Source organism: Pontimonas sp., assembly GCF_031581085.1.
Classification (GTDB): Bacteria; Actinomycetota; Actinomycetes; order Actinomycetales; family Microbacteriaceae; genus Pontimonas.
In genome coordinates this window covers 16,316-38,638 of sequence record NZ_JAVLBO010000005.1, presented here as the reverse complement: position 1 = coordinate 38,638, position 22,323 = coordinate 16,316, and the positions used below count along the sequence as shown (strand labels likewise).

Annotated in this window: 24 protein-coding genes; 13 read left to right on the top strand and 11 right to left on the bottom strand. The window is 61.6% G+C overall.

The genetic code is table 11. The features are described from left to right. The first annotated feature begins 37 nt into the window (after positions 1-37). Together RI518_RS02680 and purF are read left to right on the top strand one after the other, a co-directional pair. The gene (locus RI518_RS02680; RefSeq protein ID WP_310689278.1) at positions 38-1,711 is read left to right on the top strand and encodes a hypothetical protein; all 1,674 of its coding nucleotides are present in this window, start codon (positions 38-40) and stop codon (positions 1,709-1,711) included. A 228-nt stretch (positions 1,712-1,939) separates the two neighbouring features. Then, a complete protein-coding gene (gene purF / locus RI518_RS02675; protein ID WP_310689302.1) occupies positions 1,940-3,397 on the top strand; it encodes an amidophosphoribosyltransferase in 1,458 nt (485 codons plus the stop codon). Here the strand turns inward: purF and RI518_RS02670 are convergent. Further along, positions 3,394-3,747, bottom strand: a complete 354-nt coding sequence (locus RI518_RS02670) for a hypothetical protein (RefSeq protein WP_310689277.1) — start codon at positions 3,745-3,747, stop codon at positions 3,394-3,396. The two genes, purF and RI518_RS02670, sit on opposite strands and share 4 nt — an antisense overlap. A 4-nt stretch (positions 3,748-3,751) precedes the next feature. Further along, positions 3,752-4,126 carry a sterol carrier family protein gene (locus RI518_RS02665; protein ID WP_310671995.1) on the bottom strand — a complete coding sequence of 125 codons (375 nt, stop codon included), beginning with the start codon at positions 4,124-4,126 and terminating at the stop codon, positions 3,752-3,754. Positions 4,127-4,166: 40 nt separating this feature from the next. Here RI518_RS02665 and purD point away from each other — a divergent pair, with 40 nt between their 5' ends. From purD to RI518_RS02625, 8 genes are all read left to right on the top strand, one after another. Then, the gene (gene purD / locus RI518_RS02660) at positions 4,167-5,426 is read left to right on the top strand and encodes a phosphoribosylamine--glycine ligase (RefSeq protein WP_310671996.1); all 1,260 of its coding nucleotides are present in this window, start codon (positions 4,167-4,169) and stop codon (positions 5,424-5,426) included. Then, the gene (locus tag RI518_RS02655; RefSeq protein WP_310689276.1) at positions 5,410-6,273 is read left to right on the top strand and encodes a phosphoribosylaminoimidazolesuccinocarboxamide synthase; all 864 of its coding nucleotides are present in this window, start codon (positions 5,410-5,412) and stop codon (positions 6,271-6,273) included. The genes purD and RI518_RS02655 overlap by 17 nt, the downstream gene beginning before the upstream one ends. 89 nt (positions 6,274-6,362) lie before the next feature. Further along, positions 6,363-7,157 carry an SGNH/GDSL hydrolase family protein gene (locus tag RI518_RS02650; RefSeq protein ID WP_310689275.1) on the top strand — a complete coding sequence of 265 codons (795 nt, stop codon included), beginning with the start codon at positions 6,363-6,365 and terminating at the stop codon, positions 7,155-7,157. A gap of 46 nt (positions 7,158-7,203) precedes the next feature. Next, on the top strand, positions 7,204-7,458 hold the full coding sequence (purS, locus tag RI518_RS02645; RefSeq protein WP_310671999.1) for a phosphoribosylformylglycinamidine synthase subunit PurS: 255 nt from the start codon (positions 7,204-7,206) through the stop codon (positions 7,456-7,458). Further along, entirely contained in the window at positions 7,458-8,153 is a 696-nt protein-coding gene (purQ, locus tag RI518_RS02640; protein WP_310689274.1) for a phosphoribosylformylglycinamidine synthase subunit PurQ, read from the top strand. Before purS ends, purQ begins: the two co-directional genes overlap by 1 nt. Continuing rightward, positions 8,150-8,614, top strand: coding sequence for a DUF3817 domain-containing protein (locus tag RI518_RS02635; RefSeq protein ID WP_310689273.1), 465 nt, complete (start codon positions 8,150-8,152; stop codon positions 8,612-8,614). Before purQ ends, RI518_RS02635 begins: the two co-directional genes overlap by 4 nt. An 8-nt stretch (positions 8,615-8,622) precedes the next feature. After that, positions 8,623-10,929, top strand: a complete 2,307-nt coding sequence (gene purL, locus RI518_RS02630) for a phosphoribosylformylglycinamidine synthase subunit PurL (RefSeq protein WP_310689272.1) — start codon at positions 8,623-8,625, stop codon at positions 10,927-10,929. Positions 10,930-10,941: 12 nt separating this feature from the next. Continuing rightward, positions 10,942-11,535: a YqaJ viral recombinase family protein gene (locus tag RI518_RS02625; protein WP_310672002.1), complete on the top strand. Its 594-nt coding sequence runs from the start codon at positions 10,942-10,944 to the stop codon at positions 11,533-11,535. Here RI518_RS02625 and RI518_RS02620 read toward each other — a convergent pair. The 5 genes from RI518_RS02620 to pyrE are packed head-to-tail and all read right to left on the bottom strand — an operon-like array spanning position 11,515 to position 15,015. Beyond that, positions 11,515-11,811, bottom strand: coding sequence for a chorismate mutase (locus tag RI518_RS02620; protein WP_310672004.1), 297 nt, complete (start codon positions 11,809-11,811; stop codon positions 11,515-11,517). The genes RI518_RS02625 and RI518_RS02620 overlap by 21 nt on opposite strands. A 23-nt stretch (positions 11,812-11,834) precedes the next feature. Next, the gene (locus tag RI518_RS02615) at positions 11,835-13,127 is read right to left on the bottom strand and encodes an adenylosuccinate synthase (protein ID WP_310672005.1); all 1,293 of its coding nucleotides are present in this window, start codon (positions 13,125-13,127) and stop codon (positions 11,835-11,837) included. Positions 13,128-13,167: 40 nt separating this feature from the next. Beyond that, the gene (locus tag RI518_RS02610; protein ID WP_310689271.1) at positions 13,168-13,845 is read right to left on the bottom strand and encodes an RNA methyltransferase; all 678 of its coding nucleotides are present in this window, start codon (positions 13,843-13,845) and stop codon (positions 13,168-13,170) included. Between the two features lie 34 nt (positions 13,846-13,879). Further along, complete coding sequence (locus tag RI518_RS02605) at positions 13,880-14,512, bottom strand: septum formation family protein (protein ID WP_310689270.1); 633 nt, start codon at positions 14,510-14,512, stop codon at positions 13,880-13,882. Continuing rightward, a complete protein-coding gene (gene pyrE / locus RI518_RS02600) occupies positions 14,509-15,015 on the bottom strand; it encodes an orotate phosphoribosyltransferase (RefSeq protein WP_310672190.1) in 507 nt (168 codons plus the stop codon). Before pyrE ends, RI518_RS02605 begins: the two co-directional genes overlap by 4 nt. A 135-nt stretch (positions 15,016-15,150) precedes the next feature. Here pyrE and RI518_RS02595 point away from each other — a divergent pair, with 135 nt between their 5' ends. From RI518_RS02595 to RI518_RS02585, 3 genes are read left to right on the top strand one after another with little or no spacing between them, the layout of a single operon-like run. Further along, positions 15,151-16,101, top strand: a complete 951-nt coding sequence (locus RI518_RS02595) for a hypothetical protein (protein ID WP_310689269.1) — start codon at positions 15,151-15,153, stop codon at positions 16,099-16,101. 3 nt (positions 16,102-16,104) lie between these two features. Further along, positions 16,105-16,938: an exodeoxyribonuclease III gene (locus RI518_RS02590; protein ID WP_310689268.1), complete on the top strand. Its 834-nt coding sequence runs from the start codon at positions 16,105-16,107 to the stop codon at positions 16,936-16,938. Between the two features lie 21 nt (positions 16,939-16,959). After that, on the top strand, positions 16,960-18,021 hold the full coding sequence (locus RI518_RS02585) for a beta-eliminating lyase-related protein (protein WP_310689267.1): 1,062 nt from the start codon (positions 16,960-16,962) through the stop codon (positions 18,019-18,021). A gap of 36 nt (positions 18,022-18,057) precedes the next feature. Here RI518_RS02585 and RI518_RS02580 read toward each other — a convergent pair whose 3' ends face one another. From RI518_RS02580 to RI518_RS02565, 4 genes are read right to left on the bottom strand one after another with little or no spacing between them, the layout of a single operon-like run. Next, positions 18,058-18,633 (bottom strand): nitroreductase family protein, encoded by a 576-nt coding sequence (locus RI518_RS02580; RefSeq protein ID WP_310689266.1) that lies wholly within the window; start codon positions 18,631-18,633, stop codon positions 18,058-18,060. A 10-nt stretch (positions 18,634-18,643) separates the two neighbouring features. Further along, the gene (locus RI518_RS02575) at positions 18,644-20,806 is read right to left on the bottom strand and encodes an AAA family ATPase (protein WP_310689265.1); all 2,163 of its coding nucleotides are present in this window, start codon (positions 20,804-20,806) and stop codon (positions 18,644-18,646) included. After that, on the bottom strand, positions 20,806-21,276 hold the full coding sequence (locus RI518_RS02570) for a heat shock protein transcriptional repressor HspR (protein ID WP_310672189.1): 471 nt from the start codon (positions 21,274-21,276) through the stop codon (positions 20,806-20,808). Before RI518_RS02570 ends, RI518_RS02575 begins: the two co-directional genes overlap by 1 nt. A 24-nt stretch (positions 21,277-21,300) precedes the next feature. Next, positions 21,301-22,275, bottom strand: coding sequence for a DnaJ C-terminal domain-containing protein (locus RI518_RS02565; protein ID WP_310689264.1), 975 nt, complete (start codon positions 22,273-22,275; stop codon positions 21,301-21,303). Positions 22,276-22,323 lie beyond the last annotated feature (48 nt).

Genomic DNA, 22,323 nt, shown 5'->3' with positions numbered 1-22,323 from the left:
CTCGTGCCCGCACGCGTTGTCACAACCGGAGGACCCGATGTCACCGACCACACCGATATCTCGCACTCACCGCACCCGGCCACACCGTGGCCGCCAGGTGCGCCCCTCTCGCCCACACGCCCTGCCGCTGAGCGCGAGTGTCGCGGTGTTATTAGTTCTCGGGCTGGCGAGCCCTTCGGCTCTCGCCGACGATAAGGGGGTCTTACAGACGGCGAGTCTGACGTGGGACAGCGCCAATTCGGACACCGCCGTGTGGACGGGTGGGACCCCGGTCGATTTTGACCTGTCCGAAGAGGGCTGGCGGGATGGGCCACTCGGTGCCATTGGTCAGTTCGGTCTGGCCATGACGGCTTACGGCCTCGATTCCGTCCGCGAGGAATACGTCAACCGCAACGAAACGATCACCATCGAACAGGGCGTCTCCCACACGATGGAATTGGATAACCGCATCATCATCGATGGCACCCGCCGGGCCCAAGTCGAACCCACCATCACCGCGGAGGGCAACTCACTGCGGTTTGATATCGACTTCGAGGACGTGTTTCCCAATTCGATGGTCACCCAGCGGGTGTATTTCAACGTCGACTTCGCCGCCGGTGCAGACATCGTCTACGACGACTCGATTTCGCAGTCGGTCATCGCCTCGGATTCGTCTGATCAGAACGCTGTGGTCGTACTCCACGTCGACTCCGATGATGGCGATGCCCTGATCGGCGCTCGCGCCCTGCACACCGATCCGCTAGAAGACGGTGACGATGAGGCCACGGCGTATGTGCGAAATATTGGTGGGGCGAGCGTGAACGTCGTCGTTCACGCGTTCGTCATCGACTACGACCCGTGTGCGAAACAGGCAGCACTGGACCAGGCCGCAGAGATTGCCGCAGACCCCACCGCCTGGTTTGGCACCGTCATTCCCGTCCACTCCGAGTGCGTCACCAACACCGCTTGGGACTACACCAGCGGTCAAGAAGACCCGGAGGTCATCACCCTGAGCCTCGATGAGGCAGTGGTGGACCCGGAAGGATCTAGCCGTCGCTACTCCCTGGAGGGCCTCCCCGACTTTTTCGACTCCAGCATCGACGACGAATCAGACCCGGCCACTCTCACACTGACAGCGAGCGCAGAAGAGACCGCCGGAAGTTATCCGCTGAGCCTGCGCAGTTGGCGAGAAACACCAGACGGGGGCGACACACTGCGTGATGCGCCGCTTAGCTCCGACATCACCCTCACCGTCGCCGAAGCACCCGAGCCAGAACCAGAACCAGAACCGGAGCCAGAACCGGAGCCAGAGCCTGAGCCAGAGCCGGACACTGAGGAAGAAACAGAGCGCACATCCAACTCCGACTCCAACCGGGATGATGATGACTCGGAGGCAACCGTCGTTCCGGTCACGCCGGCAATGCCAGCGCCCGCCACACCACAACCCGCCGCAGCAGAACCCGTGGAATCCGACGATGCGGCGGGCCTGGAGGAGGACACGCCAGAGCCAGACTTCCGGCTTCAAGAATCCGGGCCGACCACACCGCTACCGCAGAGCCCGGAGTTGCCCCAGGTCACCGAGGCGTCGGTGCCGCCAGAGCTCAACCTCTGGCGGGGCCTCTGGTGGGTCTGGGTGTTGGCGGGTGTGGGACTTATCGGGTGGGCAATACTGTTCGCCTGGAAACGCCGAGGAGAACGCGGGGGAGAACGCCGCGAAGAACGCCACTCGTAGTGGCCCGCCGCACTGTCTCGTGCGCTGCATCGCCGGTGTGAATATCGGTGCGAATATTGGGGCGAATATCGGGGTGAACATCGCAGTGAACAGGCAGGCAGCGTCGAACACGGTGTGTGAAGCACCCCGTGCGCACGCACGCGGATGGATGGTTATGCCACACTGGCAGTCAAGGTTCATTCTTCTGGTGTGAATCAGGAGACCTCCGAAGGGGAGTCTGGCCGGGGCATGTGTGGCATTGTGGGCATGGTCTCTACGGGCCCCGTTAACCAAGACCTCTACGACTCCCTCGCGCTGCTCCAACACCGCGGTCAAGATTCGACCGGCATGGCCACCCTCGAGGGCGGCGGCTTTCACATCCACAAAGCAAAAGGCCAAGTCAAAGAGGCCTATCGCACTCGCGATATGCGAAAACTGCGGGGCACCACCGGGCTTGGCCATGTGCGCTACGCCACTAAGGGCAGCCCCAAACGAGAAGAAGAAGCCCAACCCTTCTACGTCAACTCACCCTTCGGCATTGTCCTCGTTCACAACGGCAACCTCACCAACACTCGCGAACTCACCGCCCAACTGCACGATCAGGACCGGCGGCACTTAAACACCACGTCGGATACTGAACTTCTGGTCAACGTGTTGGCGCGTGAGCTCCAAGTCGCCCAAGACGATAAAGACTTCGACCCCGCCCAGCTGTTCACGGCGATCACTCGCGTGCATGAACGCGTCGAGGGCTCTTATGCGGCAATCGCGCTGATCGCAGGACATGGTCTTTTGGCTTTTCGTGACCCGTTTGGGATCAGACCACTGGTGTTGGGCCGCAGGCAGGCGGGGCTACTGGGGACCGAATGGGTGGTCGCCAGCGAATCGTTGGTGTTGGAATCTGGTGACTACGACATCGTCAAAGACATCGCCCCGGGTGAGGCGGTGTTTATTTCCACCGACGGTCAACTCTTCGAGCGGCAGTGCTCGCCCACACCCGCCCTGTTCCCCTGCTCGTTTGAATACGTCTACCTGGCCAGGCCAGACTCCACCATGAACGGTATTTCGGTCTATGAGGCCAGGCTTCGACTGGGAGACCGCTTAGCGGCCACCATCGCCGAACACGCGCCCGTGGGTGATATCGACGTGGTCATGCCGATACCCGACTCGGCGAGACCGGCGGCCATGCAGGTCGCCCGGAAACTCGGCATTGAATACCGAGAGGGTTTCTACAAAAACAAATACGTCGGGCGCACCTTCATCATGCCGGGACAAACCCACCGGACGAAAAGTGTGAAACAGAAACTCAACGCCCTGCCCAGCGAATTCGAGGGGAAAAACGTCCTCATCGTCGACGACTCCATTGTTCGGGGCACCACGTCGAAAGAGATTGTGGAAATGGCGCGGCGCGCGGGAGCCAAATCGGTGACCTTCACCTCGGCAGCCCCACCCGTTCGCTACCCCCACGTCTACGGCATCAACATGCCCAGCAGCAGCGAACTGGTCGCTGCCGGGCGCACCATTCCCGAAATTGCCCAAGAAATCGGCGCCGACCACCTGATTTATCAGGAAGTGGACGACATGAAAGACGCCATCCTCGAAGGCTCCGACATCACCGAGCTCGACATGAGTTGTTTCACCGGCGAATACTGCACCGGGACGGTCGACCAGGAATATCTGGACTGGTTAGAGGGCAACCAGTCCAGCTAGTCCTCTTTCTCCGCGGTGATGTCGCGCTCGCGTTTTTTTGACCGGCGATCGAGGAGCAACCAGAACAGCAGGCCCAGACCAATTCCCCCGGTCACGCCATAGAGCGAAAAGTAGCCGGCGAGGACCGAAAATCCGACACTCGGGTCGGCCGGAAAGAGCGATGTGAGGGTCAACGTCACGATCAATCCCAGCCCGGCACCCAGCAACACAAAGGGGGCAAGTTTGGGGGCGCGGCGCAGGCGCATCGGCTGCTCGCTCGCCCCGGCGCGATCACCGCTGTCGACGCCGTCGTTGTCGTTGCCTTTGGGCTCGTCGTCTGGCGAAGAATCGCTGCTGGTGGCGGTGCTCACGCGGTTAGCTTAACGGCCAGAGGGGGAAAAACTCTCGAATATCCGAGCGCTCACCGGAGGCCTGAATGGCCCCTTGCCGCAGTAGTTGTTCCCAATTACTGGTGCCCGTCGCCAGCTGCAAAAACGCGTCTGGGCTCAGTTCGACGGTTGCCGGCGGTGTGCCTCGGGTGTGTCGGGTGCCCTCGACGATTTGACCCGCACCAAAAGGGGGCACCCGGATTTCCACGCTTTTTCCGGGGGCGCGGGTGTGGAGGACCTGGAGGGCGTAGCGCACCGCCAACGCCACGTCTGCGCTGTCCAGGGGCGATTCCTGGTGCTTCTCGCTCCAGGTCGCAAGCGCCTGCATCCCCTCGCTGTCGGGAATTTTTCGTCTGGACATAGCCCTCACGCTAACAATGGGGGCTGTGTAGGGTGGCGTCGTGAAGATATTGGTTCTGGGTTCCGGGGCACGAGAGCACTCGCTGATCATGGCCCTCGCCGCAGAACACACCCACACCCTCTACGCCGCACCGGGCAATGCCGGGACGGCCGAACTGGCCGAAAATGTGGCGCTTGATCCGACCAATAAGTCGGTGGTGGTCGAGATCGCCCGCGATCTCGACGTGGACCTCGTGGTGGTGGGACCAGAAGCACCGCTGGTCGCCGGGGTCGCCGATGCCCTCGTGGCAGAGGGCATCGCGGTGTTTGGCCCCTCGCATAAAGCCGCCGCGATCGAAGGCTCCAAGTCCTTCGCCAAAGACGTGATGTCGGCCGCCGGTGTTCCCACCGGCGACAGCGAGACAGTCTCCAGCGAGGAAGAACTCCTCGCGGCTCTGGATCGAATGGGTGCGCCCTTCGTGGTGAAGGCAGACGGTCTCGCAGCCGGCAAGGGGGTGCTGGTCACGCAGGACCGGCAGGCTGCCATCGACCACGCCGGTTACTACCTCCAAGACGGCACCGTCGTGGTCGAAGAGTTTTTAGACGGCCCCGAAGTCTCCCTGTTTTTCCTCTCCGATGGCCACACCGTGATGCCTCTCGCCCCCGCCCAGGATTACAAGAGGGCCTTCGATGGTGACCAGGGCCCAAACACCGGGGGAATGGGCGCCTACAGTCCACTGCCGTGGTTGGCAGAAGACTTTATCCAGCAGGTCACCGACACGATCGCCCGTCCCACCATCAACGAACTGGCCAGTCGCGGGTTGCCGTTTGTCGGCTTGCTCTACTGCGGGCTAATCGTCACCGATAGAGGTGTCCGCGTCATCGAATTCAACGCCCGCTTCGGTGACCCAGAAACCCAGGTGGTGCTCGCCAGGCTCACCTCCGCCCTCGCGCCGCTGCTGCTGGCGGCCGCGAATGGCACGCTGGCCGAGTCTGATCCACCCGCGTTTTCTGACGATGTCGCCCTCACGGTTGTCCTCGCCAGTGAGGGGTATCCGGAAAAGCCCCACACCGGGCGACTGATCAGCGGACTCGAGGACGCACTGGCAATCGATGGCGTCACGGTCGCCCACGCCGCGACCGCCCACACCGACGAGGGCCTAATCGCGACCGGCGGTCGCGTGTTGAGCGTGATTGCGACCGGAGGTGACTTCGATGCCGCGAGAGCGCGTGCCTACGAGGCGCTGGAGGCGATCACCCTGGAAGGTGGTCACTACCGCCTGGACATTGCCCAACGGGTGAGCGATGACCACGCTGGCTGACTGGTCGCTTAGCTACCAGGGCAAAGTACGCGACCTGTATATTCCAGATTCTGCATCTAGTGCGGCGAGCGCCGACCGGTTGCTCATTGTCGCGAGCGACCGAGTGAGTGCCTTCGACGTGGTGCTCGCCCCCGATATCCCCGGAAAGGGTGCCGCGCTCACTCGAATCAGCGCGTGGTGGATGGACGTGTTTTCCGATATTCCCCAGCATTTACTGGACGAATCGCCACCAGAAGAGGTGGCGGATCGGGCGGTCATCGCCCAGTCACTGTCCATGCTGCCGGTGGAATGTGTTGTGCGGGGGTATTTGGTCGGATCTGGTTGGAAGGATTACCGGGAGCACGGGACCGTCTGTGGAATCGCGCTGCCCGAGGGCTTGAGCGAAGGCGACAGGCTTCCCGAACCGCTGTTCACCCCGGCGACCAAGGCCGCGCTCGGCGACCACGACGAAAACATCAGCTACGACGAGGTGGTGGACCTCGTCGGTGCCGATAACGCCAGGGCCCTCCGGGACACCAGCCTCACCGTATATACCCGGGCCCACCAGGTGGCGTGGGAGCGCGGGCTGGTACTGGCCGACACAAAATTCGAATTCGGCCGCGGCGAAAAGCCAGGCGAAATCATTCTGGCCGATGAACTACTCACCCCCGATAGCAGTCGCTACTGGGACGTGGAGCGCTACCAGGCGGGAGGCGACGACCGCTTGGAGAGTTTCGATAAACAGGTCATTCGCCGATGGTTGGCGAGCGCCTGGGATAAAACAGGCACACCGCCGAGCCTGCCGGCAGATATCGTCTCGACCACGCAGGAGCGCTACCTCGAGCTCGAACAGCGCCTTCGCGGCTGATGTCCGACCGAGGGAGACGCTCACATCGAGCCCGCCCCTCGTCACCGGGTGTCGGGTAGCGCACATTCGACTCACGAGACAATGGAGTAATGGTCGTCAATCTGGACTCCGGGCCCCGCGTGGCCGGTGCGAGGCTCTGGCATAAGGCCTCAAGACCCGCCGGATATCTGCTCGCTCCCCTGCTCATCGGTCAAGGCCGATTAGCCCGGGCGAAAAGGGGTCGACTACCCAACGCCCCTATGCCCTGGTCGGGGGTCATCGAGGGCCCCTCACCGATCCAGGTTCTCGGTCTGGGCGATTCCACCATCGCGGGGGTCGGAGTGGACGATCCAATGCTCGGTCTCACCTCCCAGTTCTCCAAAAACCTCTACGCCCACACCCAAAGAGGTGTCATCTGGAACAGCGTGGGCCAACGAGGAATTACCAGCTCTCAGCTCGTGGCCGACTACCTGCCCGGGGCCCTCGCCGACCACGACAGGGTCGATGTGGCATTCGTGTCGATTGGCGCCAACGACGCCAAGAATCTGGCCTCGGCCGGGGCGGCCATTCGACACATTGTCCGCACAATCGACACCCTGCACACCTCCTACCCCGACGCTCTGGTAATCGTCTCCTCGCTGCCCGCTTTTCACCTGTTTGAGTCCCTGCCCCAACCGCTTCGCGCCATCATGGCCGGTCACACCCAGGCAATTGAGCGCCAGCTGCGTCCCCTGGTGGAGGCGAGGCGCTTTGCGCTGATGACTCCCCCGCCGACGGAGTATCCAGCCGGGTTTTTCGCCACCGATGGTTTTCACCCGAGTGCGGAGGGGTATCGCATCTGGGCGGGCTTCGCGTTGGATTATGTGGCGGGTCGAGGAGGGTTTGCCCACTTGACCTCCCGATAGACTGAAGCTCGCGTACTGCCCACACAGGCCTAGGGGATGACATCTGGTGTCGACCATCATCATCGATGTGATGCCCAAGCGTGAACTCTTGGATCCGGCCGGTAAAGCCGTCCACCGCGCACTGCAACAAGACGGTCACGTCGAGTTCGGCGCGGTGCGAATCGGCAAGCGCTTTGAACTAAGCGTCGAGGGTGAGGTCACCGAAGCCCACCTCGATAAAGCCCGCGCCCTCGCCGATGACCTGCTCTCCAACGGGGTGATTGAGGACGTGGTCGCCATCCGAGTGGAGGACACGCCCTGATGCGAGTCGGGGTTGTCACCTTTCCTGGTTCACTCGATGACCGCGATGCTCTGCGGGCTGTTCGCCTCGCCGGTCACACTCCGGTGGCGCTGTGGCATAAAGACCACGACGTGCAGGGCGTGGACGCGATTGTGTTGCCGGGGGGCTTTAGCTACGGCGACTATTTACGCTGCGGGGCGATCGCCGCGCGCTCACCCATCATGGTCGACATTCTGGAGGCCATCGAGCGGGGAACCCCGGTACTCGGTATCTGTAACGGGTTTCAAATCCTGGTCGAAGCGGGTGTTCTCCCCGGGGGCTTGATTCACAACGACCACGGACAGTTTGTCTGCCGCGACCAGGAGCTGGTGGTGGAAAACACCTCCACGGCGTGGACGGCGGGTTTCCACGAGAACCAACACATCACGATTCCGCTGAAAAACGGCGAAGGCGGTTACATCGCCGACGATGAGACCCTGAAGCGAGTCGAAGGCGACGGCCTGGTCGTCTTTCGCTATTCGGGGATAAACCCCAACGGTTCGCTACACGACATCGCGGGGCTTCGAAACGACTCGGGCCGCGTCGTCGGTCTGATGCCACACCCCGAACACGCCGTGGAGGCGGGCTTTGGCCCCGACACCGCACTCGCGATGCGAAGCGGTGTCGACGGGCTCACCATGTTCACCTCAGTGGCATTGGAGGGGGTCCTTCGATGACGCTGAAGCCGAAAAATCTTTACGGCATTGTCGCGGTGTCGGAAATGGTGACCTGGACGGGTCTCATTATCGCGATGATTATTCGCTACGGCTTTGGCGAATACGGATCGTGGTTTTTCTTCGCCGGTATTTCCCACGGCACAGTGTTCTTGGCCTACTGCACGGTGGCGTTGATTGTGGGACACAATCAACGCTGGTCGTTTGGTCGACTGCTCCTGGCGTTTGCCTCGGCCATACCGCCCTACCTGACGGTGCCCTTTGATCGCTCATTACATAAACGGGGACTGCTGGAGGGTGACTGGCGTACGAGTGCGAGCGATGACCCGCGCGATCAGCGCTTCCCCGACCCGCTCTTTCGCTGGTTTATCGCCAGACCCGCGCTGTTACTTCTCACCATTGTGGCCGTCGTCGTGGTACTCACCGCGGTGGCTCTCGCCCTCGGACCCCCGAGAGAGTGGTGATCCACCAGATGTCCCAGGCAATCGATTCGGTCACGAACGCGGAAAATACTCCAGAGCGTGAGCTTCCCTACACGGAGCTTGGTGTCACCCACGAGGAGTATCAAGAAATCGTGGGCCTACTGGGTAGGCGACCCACCTCCGGCGAATTAGCCATGTATTCGGTGATGTGGTCGGAGCACTGCTCGTATAAGAGCTCGAGGGTGCACCTGAAGCAGTTCGGTCAGAAAATGACCGAATCGATGCGGAAAAACCTGATGGTCGGCATGGGTCAAAACGCGGGCGTGGTCGATGTGGGTGAAGGCTGGGCGGTGACGTTCAAAATTGAAAGCCACAACCACCCCAGTTTCATCGAACCCTTCCAAGGCGCCGCCACCGGCGTCGGCGGAATTGTCCGCGACATTATCTCGATGGGCGCGAGGCCCATCGGGGTGATGGACGCTCTGCGCTTTGGGGAGCTCGACCACGAAGACACCGCGCGTGTTCTACCAGGCGTCGCCTCCGGCATCAGCTTTTATGGCAACTGCCTGGGACTACCCAACATTGGCGGCGAAACCTGGTTTGACGCCAGCTACCAGCAAAACCCCCTGGTCAATGCATTGGCCGTCGGGAAGATGCGCCACGAAGACTTGCGCCTCGCCAACGCGACCGGGGTGGGAAATAAAGTCGTGCTCTTTGGCGCCCGGACCGGTGGTGACGGAATCGGTGGCGCCTCCATCCTCGCCAGCGAAACCTTCGGTGACGACGGCCGACCCGCCAAGCGCCCCGCGGTTCAAGTCGGTGACCCGTTTGTGGAAAAAGTCCTGATTGAGTGCTGCATGGAGTTATTCCAGGACAGCCTGGTCGAAGCCATCCAAGACCTGGGTGCTGCCGGGATTAGTTGTGCGACCAGTGAACTGGCCGCCAACGGCGACACCGGCATGGTCGTCGACTTGGACAACGTCCTCCTGCGCGATGACACCCTCACCGCCGAAGAAATCCTGATGTCGGAATCGCAGGAGCGGATGATGGCGATCGTCTCGCCCGACAAGCTCGAGGCATTCCTCGCGGTGACCGACAAATGGGATGTGGAAACCAGCGTGCTGGGCGAAGTGACCGACACTCATCGCCTCGTCATTCACTGGCGAGGCGACACCATTGTCGATGTCGACCCCAAAACAGTCGCCATCGACTCTCCGGTATACCACCGGCCGATGTCTCGTCCCGGTTGGTTGGATGCCCTCCAGGCCGACAGCATTCACGACACCCCCCGGGATAACGAAGCTGCCGGAGCAATGGACCAGATTCGACGTGTCCTCGCCCACCCGAACCTGCAGTCGATGGCGTGGATCACCAACCAATACGACCGCTACGTGCTGGGAAACACGGCCCTATCGACACCAGATGACGCGGGCATGCTCCGCGTGGATGAAGACTCGGGTCTCGGTGTCGCCCTCGCCACCGACGCCAACGGTCGATACAGCCAACTCGACCCCCGCCAAGGCGCCATCCTCGCTCTCGCCGAGGCGTATCGAAACGTCGCCGCGACCGGTGCGACACCGGTCGCCGTCAGCGACTGTCTGAACTTTGGTAGCCCGGAAGACCCCGAAGTGATGTGGCAGTTTGCCGAAGCGGTCACCGGTCTCGCCGATGGCTGCGTGGTGCTGGATATTCCGGTGACGGGCGGAAACGTGAGCCTCTACAACCAAACCGGGGAGAGCCCCATCCAGCCCACCCCGGTTGTCGCCGTCATGGGGGTCATCGACGAAGTCGCCAGGCGCCTGCCCTCTGGCTGGCAAGACGACGGGGAAAACATCTACCTCCTGGGTAGCACCGCGTTAGAACTCGACGGGTCGATCTGGGCCGATGCGATTCATCAGCATCTGGGGGGTAACCCCCCCGGGGTTGATCTCGCCAGAGAGAAAGCCCTGGCGGGCCTGCTCCACCACGCCGCCCACGACGGCCTGGTGACCTCCGCCCACGACCTCTCCACCGGTGGTTTGATCCAGTCGCTCACCGAAGCCTGTCTGCGCCGGGGGGTCGGAGCCAGGGTGTGGCTTGGCGAAGTGCTGGAAGAAAACGACATCGACCTGGTCACGGCACTGTTTTCTGAAACCCAAACCCGCGTGATCGTCTCGGTCGCCAGGGAAGACGATGTGAAGTTCCGCGGTCTGTGTGCCGGCCGGGGTGTTCCCGTCACACGCATCGGGGTGACCGACCAACCGGGTATGGCTCTCGATATCGCGGAAGTGGGAACGCTCAGTATGGACGAGCTCCACAGCCTCCACGAATCCACGCTGCCGGGTGTTCTCGGCCCCGTGGTCGGTGGACAGGTCTAACCTAAAGTCACCGTGATTGAACAAGAGCGATTCCTCGTCTCCTCCAGTGAGCGAGAAAAATGGTTGGAAGTCCGCCAACAGGGTGTCACCGCGACCGCGGTGTCCAAAGCAGTCACCCCCGATGGCTACCGGGAGGTGCTCGACCAGCTACGTCGACCCACCGATATTCCCGATAACGACTACATGCGCTTTGGTCGGGAACAAGAAGGCCCGATTATCGAAAAATTGCAATCGCTTGTCGACATTCAGCCCAATGACTGGCTGATTTCGAGAGACACAGCGGAGAAAAAGTGGATGATGGCCACCCCTGACGGGCTGTCCTCCAACCACGAAGTGATTGCCGAAGTGAAAACGACCGGTCGTGATTGGGAGCGCTGGGCCAAAGTCCCCGGCAACTATCACCGACAAGTCCAGTGGCAACTTTTCGTCACCGGTGCCGAGGTGTGTATTTTCGCGTGGATGTTGCGGGTCAAAAAGGGCAGTGTGATGGAGCCCGCCTGGCCGGGGCCAAAATTTCTTGAGGTCACCCGAGATGAAGTCCTCATCGAGCGACTACAGGAGACCGCCCACCGCCTCTACGGCGACCTACTCGCTATCCGCAGCTAAGGCTTCGTGGTGTTGGATCACTTCCGCGAGGATAAATTCTAAGAATTTTTCGGCGAAGGCCGGATCGAGGTCGGCGTCTTCGGCCAACCGGCGCAGTCGCGCAATTTGGGCGGCTTCTCGCTCCGGGTCAGACGGCGGCATCGACGATTCGGCTTTCAGCCGGCCCACCTTTTTGGTGTTCTTGAACCGCTCAGCCAACAGGTGCACGAGGGCCGCATCGATGTTGTCGATGCTGCCTCGAATTTCGTGAAGTTCGGCCATGGGATCAGGCGACATGTCTGACAGCCTAACCCGCGGGCTTAGGCCCCGCCCAGTAGATCGTGTCGGACAATGACCTCATCGCGGCCTGGGCCCACACCGATGACGGAAATGCGCTGGTGAATCATCTCCTCCAGGGCGTGGACGTAGTCCTGTGCGGCCTGGGGCAGATCGGCGAAGTCTTTCGCCCCGTCGATGTTTTCACTCCAGCCGGGAAAGGTCTCATAGACGGGCTTCGCGTGGTGGAAATCACTCTGTGACCAGGGCACCTCGTCCACCCGTTTGCCCTCGACGTCGTAGCCGACACAGACGGGGATTTCTTCCAAGCCGGTGAGCACATCCAATTTGGTCAAGACGTAATCGGTGATGCCGTTGATTCTCGTCGCGTAGCGCGCAATGGGGGCGTCAAACCACCCGGTGCGACGAGGCCGTCCCGTCGTGGTGCCAAACTCGTGACCGCGCTCGCGCAACCAGTCGCCCCACTCATCTTCTAATTCGGTGGGGAACGGACCAGAGCCCACCCGGGTGGTGTAGGCCTTCACAATTCCCACCACCGTGTCGAGTCGCCCCGGGGCGATACCCGAACCGGTCGCGGCGCCCCCCGCGGTGGCATTCGATGACGTCACAAACGGATACGTCCCGTGGTCGACATCCAGCATGGTCGCTTGGCCACCCTCAAAGAGCACCGAGTCACCCCGATCGAGTGCCCGGTGGAGCTCGAGGGCGGTATCGGCCACCATGGGCTCCAAGCGTTCGCGGTGGACCAGAAGGTCATCGACGACTTCGTCGACGCTGATCGCCCGGCGGTTGTAGACCTTCACGAGGAGGTGGTTTTTCACATCCAGGGCGCCTTCGACTTTTTGGCGAAGGATGCCCTCGTCAAAAATGTCTTGAATGCGCACACCAATACGGTTGATTTTGTCCGCGTAGCTTGGACCAATTCCCCGACCCGTGGTCCCGATCTGGCGTTTTCCGAGAAACCGCTCGGTGACTTTGTCCAACGTGCGGTGATAGAGCGTGACGACGTGGGCGTCTGAGCTCACCAACAGTTTCGACACGTCGACGCCGCGGGCCGCGAGACCGTCTAACTCTTCGGCCAACACGTCGAGGTCGACCACCACCCCGTTACCGATGACGGGGACGACGCCGGGGGTCAAAATGCCGCTGGGCAGCAAGTGCAGAGCGTATTTTTCGTCGCCGATGACGACCGTGTGGCCGGCGTTATTGCCGCCATTGAACTTCACGACATAGTCGATGCGATCACCGAGAAGGTCGGTCGCTTTCCCTTTGCCCTCGTCGCCCCACTGGGCGCCCACAATCACCACTGCAGACATGCAAAATCCTCAGCTAACCTCGGGCATCAACCTTTTCAGTCTAGTCGCCAGGCGCGGGTGGCACACCGAAATGGTTTTGCATCACCCACTGGTGCATCACAATGGCCGCTGCCGCGGATGCGTTAATCGAGCGGGTAGAGCCAAACTGGGTGATTTCGATGACCTGATCAGACGCGGCCAGGGCTTCCTCTGAGAGCCCGGGGCCTTCCTGGCCGAAAAGAAACACACAGTTTTCGGGAAGAACCGTCTTTTCGATCGGAGTCGAACCCGGGACATTATCCACGCCGATAATGCGAAGACCCGCACCCCTCGCGTAGTCGACAAAGTCGCTGACTTCCGGGTGGTGCTGGACGTGCTGGTAGCGGTCGGTGACCATCGCCCCTCGACGGTTCCAGCGTTTACGCCCCACAATGTGGACCTCTGTGGCGACAAACGCATTGGCCGTGCGCACAATCGAGCCGATGTTCAAATCGTGCTGCCAATTTTCGATCGCGACGTGAAATGCGTGCCGGCGCTGATCCAGATCCGCAACAATCGCGTCCATCGTCCAGTAGCGATAGTGATCGGCCACGTTCCTCGAATCACCCGAGTCGAGAAGCTCCGGGTCGTATTCCACACCCTCCGGGCGTGGGCCCACCCACGGCCCCACCCCGTGGGTGGAACGCTCGGGATGACCCTCCGGGTCATTGCCCGGATGCTTCTGCGGCTGCTCGTTCACGGGCTCAGCCTAGGTGCGAATGGGCACTAGAGCCTCAGCCCACCAGTTGATCATCGAGCACTTCCCCACTCTCGCGGTAGAGAAAACAGCCCACCAATCGCTCGCCCCTTTGCCACGGGGCCTCACCGATCGAATAGCCGGGCACAACCAGTAGATCGTCGTAGCGCGCGGGGTCGTTGAGTTCATCCAGGTCCCACTCGGCACACAACTGGCGGGCTTCATCGCGCACTGCCTGATCACCCGGGTACCGGGCAGCCGGGTCGTCATCGAGTAGCGCTGCGCGGTGAAATTCTGCCCGGTGGGGTTGATCGCAGGCGACCACATCAAAGTCTTCGACAAAAGGCCCCTCAAAGTACTCCAGGCATTCGCCGCCTCGAAGCTCCTCCCACGACCACACCCCGGCTGCTCGCGGGGTACCTCCCAGCTCCGGAAACTCACCCACCGGAGTATCTGCAGCAGCCGTGCCCTCCAGCCCAGTGTCCCCCAGCCCAGTGTCCCCCAGCCCAGTGTTCCCCGGCGCGGTGTGCGGGGTGGTGTCGGATTCTGCAGGCGTGGCCTGTTCTGTGAGGGTGGCGCTTAGCCAATACCCCGCGGCGAGCGCGGGGAGAACACCGACGGCGGTGACGATGAACCACCGTGAGCGAAGGGGGTGGGTGCGCTCGGTCACGCCAAACCGAGGTCGCTTAGTCCCAGTGCGGCTCGGTAGGGATAGCCGGCGTCTTCAATGACCTGTTGGGCTCCGGTGTCGCGGTCGACGACGACCAACACGGCGACGATGGTGGCGCCCGCTTTTTCTAGCGCCTGGGCGGCCTTCAGGGGGGACCCACCGGTCGTGGAGGTGTCTTCGACGACGACGACTTTTTTTCCGGCCACATCGGGACCTTCGACCTGTTTACCCATACCGTGATCTTTGGGTTCTTTGCGCACCACGCAGGCATCGAGTACTCGCCCGCGCAGCACGGCCCGGTGCAACATGGCGGAGGCAATGGGGTCGGCCCCCATGGTCAGCCCGCCCACGATTTCGGCGTCGGGAAACTCGTCGAGAACATCGAGCATGACGTCGCCGATCAGGGGAGCAACCCGGTGGTCGAGGCTCACTTCGCGCAAGTCGATATAGAAGGTGGCCTTTTTGCCGCTGGTGAGGGTGAAGTCCCCGCGCTGGACTGCCATGTCAGAAATATGGCGGGCCAGTTGTCCCCGGGGGTCTGTGTCGTGGCCGCTCACGGGGCAAGTGTATCGCCGTCCCCGCGACGGGTGTCGATGGCTCGTAGGATGGGGGGTCGGTAGGAGGTGGGGGCACACTCGATGATGGATATCCAGTTTTACGGCTTTCTCCACCTTCGCGACACCCAACACTCCACGGTGAACGTGCAGGTGTCCTCCTTTGTGGACCAGGTGCGCATTTACGCCTCGAACGCCCTCGCGGTCAGCCGCTCACTAGGCGCCTATGACCTGTCGTTTACTCTGCTGACCAATGAGCCGGAGTTGATTCGCGCGGCGCATCCCGAGGCGGCAGCGGAGCTCACCATCGCCTCGATACCGTTTTCGACTCGCGTCCCCGAAGGGGTGCGTTTTTTCTCCGGCCACTACAAACTGGACGTTTTTCGCTACCTCGGCCAACACACCGATCGGTATATGGCAGCGATTGACTTGGACATGCTGGCGATCAACCCACCGCCGGAATCTCTTCGCTACTACGTCGACAACGGAGTGGCCCTCGCCTACGACATCACCGCGCAGGTGGCCCCCTCAGCCGGCGCGGATGCGCTGCGCGGTCAATTAGAGGACATCTTGGGTCGGCCCAGTCCGGGTCGCTGGTCCGGTGGAGAATTCTTGGCCGGCCCGCCAGAGTTCTTCAGTGCGCTTACGCGCGCGTCGGAAAACATTTATGAGCGCTACCTGGAGCTCATTCCCACGGCGGCGCGGGTCGGCAACGAGCCTTACCAGGCGGCGGCTTTGGACATCCTCCGGCACGAGGGCTACCGCATTGATGATGCGGGGAGTCTCGGTGTGGTCGCGCGGTACTGGAATATGCCCACCAAGCACCACCAGGCGCCGTTTCACGCGTTCGAGGGCAGTTTCATGCTGCACCTTCCCGTCGATAAGTTCATTCTGGAGAAGATCTCCCGGCGGGGCTCGCTCGCACCGGGAGAGGCGCTGCGCTCCTACCGGAGGCTCAAATGGCAGTGGTTACTGTTAGAACTTGCCGCACGGCTTCGTAAATGGCGTGGCCGTCGAGGGACACACAGGGGGTAGCCGGTGCGCATTGCCACCTGGAACGTGAACTCGGTGAGGACCAGGAAGCTTCGGGTCGTCGATTTTTTGGTCGAGGCCGATATCGACGTCGGGCTCCTGCAAGAGACCAAATGCACCGACGAACAGTTTCCGATAGAAGAGTTCGAAGCGGCCGGTTACGAAGTGTTCCACTGGGGGCTTAACCAGTGGAACGGGGTCGCCATCGTCTCGAGGCGCGGTCTCAGCCACGGCGAAGTGGGTTTTGCGGGAATGCCCGGTTTCGATAAACACGGCGTCGACCCGCAACCAGAAGCCCGCGCCGTCTCCGCGACGGTGGGTGATATGCGGCTGTGGAGTGTGTATGTGCCAAACGGTCGCGGACTACACGACCCCCACATGGCCTACAAGCTCAGCTGGCTAGACGCCCTCGGCCACGCGATGGCCGACTACTCCCGTCAGTACCCCGACATCCAGACACTGGTCGGCGGCGACTTTAATGTCGCACCCCGTCCAGAAGACGTGGGTGATCCAGACTTCATCGAGGGTGTCTCCACCCACATTTCTCCCGAAGAACGAGGCGCCTTAGCCTCCCTGCTCAGCACGGCGGGGCTTTATGACCTGGTTCGACCCCTCGTGCCGGAGGGTTTCACCTACTTCGACTACAAGCAGGGTAAGTTTCGAAAAAACCACGGGATTCGTATCGATTTCCTCTTCGGCGGCCAGGCAGTCGCCGACAGCGTCCTCGCCGCGTCGATCGAGCGTGATCAGCGCACCGGCGAACAACCCAGTGACCACGTTCCCGTCGTCGTCGAACTAGACGAAGGAGAAGAAGACTTTGATGCACCGATGGTGTTTTAACCACGCACGAAGGGTGAACCGATGACGACTCCAGCCCCCACTCGCAGTTTCGCAAGCGATAACGCCGCCGGTGTCCACCCCCTGGTCCTTCGCGCACTAGAGGATGCCAACGGCGGTCACCAAACCTCCTACGGCCGCGACGACGTCACCAGCCGGCTCGCCGGGACCATTCGAGCGCAATTCGGTGAGCGCGCCGAGGTCTTCCCCGTATTCAACGGAACCGGGGCAAACGTCATCGCCCTGACCGCCGCTATGCCGCGGTGGGGCGGAGTGATTGCGACCCACTCGGCACACATCAACACCGATGAAGGGGGCGCCCCCGAGAGGGTGAGCGGACTGAAGCTCCTCACCACACCGGCGGTAGACGGGAAGCTCACCCCGGAGGGACTCCTCAGCCAGGCGGGGGGACGCGGTGATGAACACCACGCGCAACCCCTCGCGGTGTCGATTACTCAATCGAGCGAACTCGGCACGGTGTATACCCCGGAAGAAATTCGCACCCTCGCTGGGCTCGCCCACGAGAGGGGCATGGTCCTCCACGTCGATGGCGCGAGGCTGTGGAATGCCGCCGCCTCCCTGGGGGCCTCTTTTCGGGAATTCACCACCGATGTCGGGGTCGACCTGGTGAGCCTCGGCGCGACAAAAAATGGGGTGATGGCCGCAGAGGCCGTGGTCGTGATCAACCCGGACGCAGTGGAGGGGATGGCCTACCTGCGAAAAATGAGCATGCAACTGGCCTCCAAAATGAGGTTTATTTCCGCTCAAATCCAAGCCCTCTTCGATGACGGCTTGGGCCTCGAATTAGCCCGCCACGCCAATGCGATGGCCGCGCTGTTGCGCTCGCGTTTAGACGACGCGATCGCTCGCGGGCAGCTTGGGGGCCTGAGCTTTTCCCACGCCACCCAAGCAAACGCGCTCTTCGCGGTGCTGGACAATGCTGCCGCCGACCAACTGCGGCAGTCCCACCAGTTTTATGACTGGGACCGGGCGGCCGGTGAAGTGCGCTGGATGTGTGCGTTTGACACCACCGAGGATGACATCGAGCAATTTATTGCCGACATTCACACCGTGTTGGGCCGGTGATGAGCCCTCAACGCACTCGGTAGCCGGTGGCGGTGGCTACTGGCGCCAGCCCGGGGCGACCTCGTCGAGGGGTTTGCGCACACGCGGGTTATTTTCTCTCTCCTGGAGTTTCTCCGGCAACAGAGCGGGGTCACCGTGGTGGCCCACAGCGAGCACTGCCCACGGCTGGTGGCCCTCATCGACACCCAGCACCTGACGCAGGGCTTCACGGTCGAAACCCCCCATCTGGTGGACGATCAAACCCATGTGTGTGGCTTGAATACTGAGGTGCGCCGCGGCTTGACCGACGTCATAGACGGCCCACTTTTCCTCTTTGCCCTCGTCGGTGACCACCTTCGCCACGTTCACAATGAGCGCGGAGGGGTATGCGGCCCAGGCCTGATTACCCGACGCCAGGGTCTCCACCACGGCATCAAACAGTGGTGTCCCACGCTTGGCGACAAATAGCCGCCACGGCTGCGAATTGCCAGAGGAAGCCGACCAACGAGCGGCTTCCAACAGCGATCCCAACTGGTCATCCGTGACGGTGGCGTCGTGGTCAAACGCTCGGGGGCTTCGTCTGGTGGCCAATTCGGGCATCAGTGGGTAGTCGGTCTGTGCGGAGGGGTCCATCTGCATCTTTCTACTGTTCGGAAGTGGTTTCGAGCTCGAAACGAGTCAATTCGAGGCCGTTGTGCTCGTCGTTAATGTCGACTTTGACGGTGTCACCGTCGTGAATGTCGCCGGCCAAGAGCTTTGTCGCCAGTCTGTCATCGATGTGTCGCTGCATCAGTCGGCGAAGCGGGCGCGCCCCGTATGTCGGATCGAAACCGTTATCGGCCAACCACGCCCTGGCGGCGGGTGTCACCGCGAGTTCCAGGCGACGCTCGCTCAGTCGCTCTTGCAGTCGGTCGATGGTGATTTCCACAATTTGGCCCAACTCTTCGGTGCTGAGAGTCGAGAACACCACGATGTCATCCAAGCGGTTGACAAACTCCGGCTTGAAGGCTTTTCGCACCTCCTGGTGGACCGCGTCGGTTTTTTCCCCCCAGCTCAATGCGGGATCGGTCAAATAACCAGAGCCCAGGTTCGAGGTGAGAATGAGGATCGTGTTTCTAAAGTCCACGGTTCGACCTTGACCGTCGGTGAGTCGGCCATCGTCGAGGACCTGAAGCAACAAATCGAACACTTCCGGGTGGGCCTTTTCGACCTCGTCCAGCAAAATCACCGAGTAGGGCCGCCTGCGCACCGCTTCGGTCAACTGACCGCCCTGTTCGTAGCCGACGTAACCCGGAGGGGCGCCGATGAGGCGGGAGACGGAGAACTTCTCGCCGTATTCGCTCATATCGATGCGAACCAGTGCTTTTTCGTCGTCAAAAAGGTAATCCGCGAGCGCCTTCGCGAGTTCTGTCTTCCCCACACCGGTGGGGCCCAAAAACATGAACGAACCGGTCGGTCGGTCCGGGTCGGATAGGCCCGCGCGGGTGCGACGGACCGCTTCGCTCACCGCCCGAACCGCATCCTTTTGCCCCACCAGTCGTTTCGCCAGCTCGGATTCGAGCTGTAAGAGCCGTTCTGTTTCCCCCTGGGTGAGTTTGTCGACCGGGATTCCCGTCCACGCGGCGACCACCGCGGCGATGTCTTCGTCGCCGACCTGATCGTTGACCATTCGCTCCTCCGAGCGCTCGGCCGATTCGGCATCAGAGATCGACGTTTCGATCCCGGGGATGACTTCGTAGTTCAGTTTTGACGCCTGCTGGTAGTCGCCCTCGCGCATCGCGCGGTCGAGTTCGATGCGAGCTTCACTAAGCCGTGTTTTCAACTCCCCGACGTCTTGCAGGGACGCCTTCTCGCTCGCCCAACGCTCCTGGAGCGCATCCAATTCTTTTTCGCGCTCGGACATATCGTCGCGCAGTTTGGCCAAGCGCTCTTTTGACGCGTCGTCTTTTTCTTTCTTGAGCGCGAGTTCTTCAATTTTCATCCGGTCGACGATGCGTCGAAGTTCATCGATTTCCACCGGCGAGGATTCGATTTCCATTTTGAGGCGGCTGGCCGCCTCATCGATCAAATCGATGGCTTTATCGGGTAGTTGCCGGGCGGGGATGTAGCGGTGGGAGAGCATCGCGGCGGCCACCAGCGCGCTATCGGCGATGGCCACCTTGTGGTGTGCCTCGTAGCGATCTTTCAGTCCGCGCAAAATGGCGACCGTGTCTTCCACGCTGGGTTCGCCGACAAAAACCTGTTGGAATCGGCGCTCCAGCGCCGCGTCTTTTTCAATAAATTCGCGATATTCATTGAGCGTGGTCGCGCCGATGAGTCGCAGTTCACCGCGGGCCAACATTGGCTTCAGCATGTTGGCGGCCGCGACCGAGCCTTCGCCGCCGCCGGCTCCCATCAGGGTGTGGAGCTCGTCGACGAAGGTGATGATTTGCCCCTCCGCGTCGTTAATTTCCTTCAAGACGGCTTTCAGGCGCTCTTCAAATTCACCCCGGTATTTCGCCCCGGCCACCAGTGCCGCCATGTCGAGGGCGATGAGTTGTTTATCCTTCAGAGAATCGGCGACATCGCCCGCGACGATGCGTTGGGCGAGGCCCTCCACGACAGCCGTTTTCCCCACACCGGGTTCACCGATGAGGACGGGGTTGTTCTTGGTCCGCCTGGTCAGCACCTGCGAGACGCGACGGATTTCTTGGTCACGTCCGATGACCGGGTCGAGTTTTCCTTGAGCGGCCACCTCGGTCAGGTTGTGGCCAAACTGTTCTAACGCCGACTGGTTTTCTCCCCCTGGGGGTTGTGCTTCTGCCATTAGCGCTTCTCCACTTCTGTCCCACCAGATTTGGGGGGACTAAACCATTCGTTCCACATCCGCCACAGCGGGTTCCAGACCATCATTTGGCCGCCGCGCTGGGCCCTCTCGCCCGCTCGGAGAGGAATCACTTCCCCTTCGGCGCCGGCGGCGAATACTCTTCGGCCTTGGCGTTTGAGTACTTCATCGGCGAGAGCACTCTCCAGCTCCCGGACACGACCGTGGAGGTCGGCCACTTCTCGTTGCAGTTCCAGAATGCGTCTAATGCCCTCCAGATTCAGCCCCTCGTTGCCCAGCGTCTGAATTTCTCGAAGGGCAACCACGTCGCGCATCGAATACCGTCTGGTGCGCCCGGCCGTCCGGGTGGGACTCACCAGCCCCAATTTGTCGTATTGGCGAAGCGTTTGGGGGTGTAGTCCGCTGAGCTCCGCTGCCGTGGCGATGGCAAACAGGGGTGTGTTCTCATCCATCTCGGGCGAGACCATATTCACCTCCTACCTTTTTGCTTTCGCAATCAGGTCATCCCGCGGGTTTTCCTGAGGGAGTGCTTCAAAGAGCTTGTCGAGGTGCGCCTTCGCGGTTTTGGACAGGTGGCTGGGAACAGCGACTCGAATTTCGACGAGCAGGTCCCCGATTCCCGCACTCGACGTCACTCCGCGACCCCGCACGCGCATGACCTGCCCGCTTTGGGTTCCCGGTGGCACTTTGACCTTCACGGTCTCACCGCTGAGGGTCGGAACCTCGATGGTGTCACCCAGGCTCGCCTCTTTAAACGTCACCGGCACCACGACGCGGAGGTGTTGTTCTTCCCGGGAAAATACGGCGTGCTTGGGAATGCCGACGGTGATGATCACGTCTCCGGCTTTTCCGCCGTCGGGGCTCGGCCGGCCCTTACCGCGCAGGCGGACTTTTTGACCGTCTTTTACTCCCGCGGGGATCTTGGCGGAGACTTTTTTGCCGGCAGCCGCTTCGACCGACACGGTGGTTCCTTCCACCGCGGTCGCTAAATCCAGGGTGATCCGGGCTTGAACGTCTTGGCCTTTGGTGGGTTCGCGGTAGCGGGGGTAGCCCCCCGGTCCGCCCTGGCCCATACCGCCATCGAAGAGACCATCGAAGAGACCGCCGCCGAAGCCGGCGGGTCCGCCGCGGGGAGAACCGCCGCCGAACATGCCCCCGAAGATGTCTTCGAAGCCGCTGGCACCACCGCCACCCGCGGTAAAGCGGGGACCGCCCTGGGCCATGGCGCGGATCTGGTCGTATTCCGCCCGAGTTTCCGCATCGGAGAGGACCGAATACGCTTCGGAAATTTCTTTGAACCGCTGTTCGGCTTTGCTATCGCCGGGGTTCGAGTCGGGGTGGTTTTCCCGCGCCAGTTTCCGATACACCTTTTTGATTTCCGCATCGGAGGCGTCCTTTGACACGCCAAGGATGGCGTAAAAGTCTTTTTCTAACCAGTCTTGACTTGCCACGGTAGCCCCTCCTTCCCGGTCTGTTCTCTAGGGTTTCTGCGGTCACTA

Bases quoted from the DNA above. Each gene is read 5' to 3' on its own strand.
- RI518_RS02680 (WP_310689278.1), top strand. From the start codon at position 38: ATGTCACCGACCACACCGATATCTCGCACTCACCGCACCCGGCCACAC.
- purF (WP_310689302.1), top strand. From the start codon at position 1,940: ATGTGTGGCATTGTGGGCATGGTCTCTACGGGCCCCGTTAACCAAGAC.
- RI518_RS02665 (WP_310671995.1), bottom strand. From the start codon at position 4,126: ATGTCCAGACGAAAAATTCCCGACAGCGAGGGGATGCAGGCGCTTGCG.
- RI518_RS02655 (WP_310689276.1), top strand. From the start codon at position 5,410: ATGACCACGCTGGCTGACTGGTCGCTTAGCTACCAGGGCAAAGTACGC.
- RI518_RS02650 (WP_310689275.1), top strand. From the start codon at position 6,363: ATGGTCGTCAATCTGGACTCCGGGCCCCGCGTGGCCGGTGCGAGGCTC.
- purQ (WP_310689274.1), top strand. From the start codon at position 7,458: ATGCGAGTCGGGGTTGTCACCTTTCCTGGTTCACTCGATGACCGCGAT.
- RI518_RS02635 (WP_310689273.1), top strand. From the start codon at position 8,150: ATGACGCTGAAGCCGAAAAATCTTTACGGCATTGTCGCGGTGTCGGAA.
- purL (WP_310689272.1), top strand. From the start codon at position 8,623: ATGTCCCAGGCAATCGATTCGGTCACGAACGCGGAAAATACTCCAGAG.
- RI518_RS02620 (WP_310672004.1), bottom strand. From the start codon at position 11,811: ATGTCGCCTGATCCCATGGCCGAACTTCACGAAATTCGAGGCAGCATC.
- RI518_RS02615 (WP_310672005.1), bottom strand. From the start codon at position 13,127: ATGTCTGCAGTGGTGATTGTGGGCGCCCAGTGGGGCGACGAGGGCAAA.
- pyrE (WP_310672190.1), bottom strand. From the start codon at position 15,015: ATGGCAGTCCAGCGCGGGGACTTCACCCTCACCAGCGGCAAAAAGGCC.
- RI518_RS02595 (WP_310689269.1), top strand. From the start codon at position 15,151: ATGATGGATATCCAGTTTTACGGCTTTCTCCACCTTCGCGACACCCAA.
- RI518_RS02585 (WP_310689267.1), top strand. From the start codon at position 16,960: ATGACGACTCCAGCCCCCACTCGCAGTTTCGCAAGCGATAACGCCGCC.
- RI518_RS02580 (WP_310689266.1), bottom strand. From the start codon at position 18,633: ATGGACCCCTCCGCACAGACCGACTACCCACTGATGCCCGAATTGGCC.
- RI518_RS02575 (WP_310689265.1), bottom strand. From the start codon at position 20,806: ATGGCAGAAGCACAACCCCCAGGGGGAGAAAACCAGTCGGCGTTAGAA.
- RI518_RS02570 (WP_310672189.1), bottom strand. From the start codon at position 21,276: ATGGATGAGAACACACCCCTGTTTGCCATCGCCACGGCAGCGGAGCTC.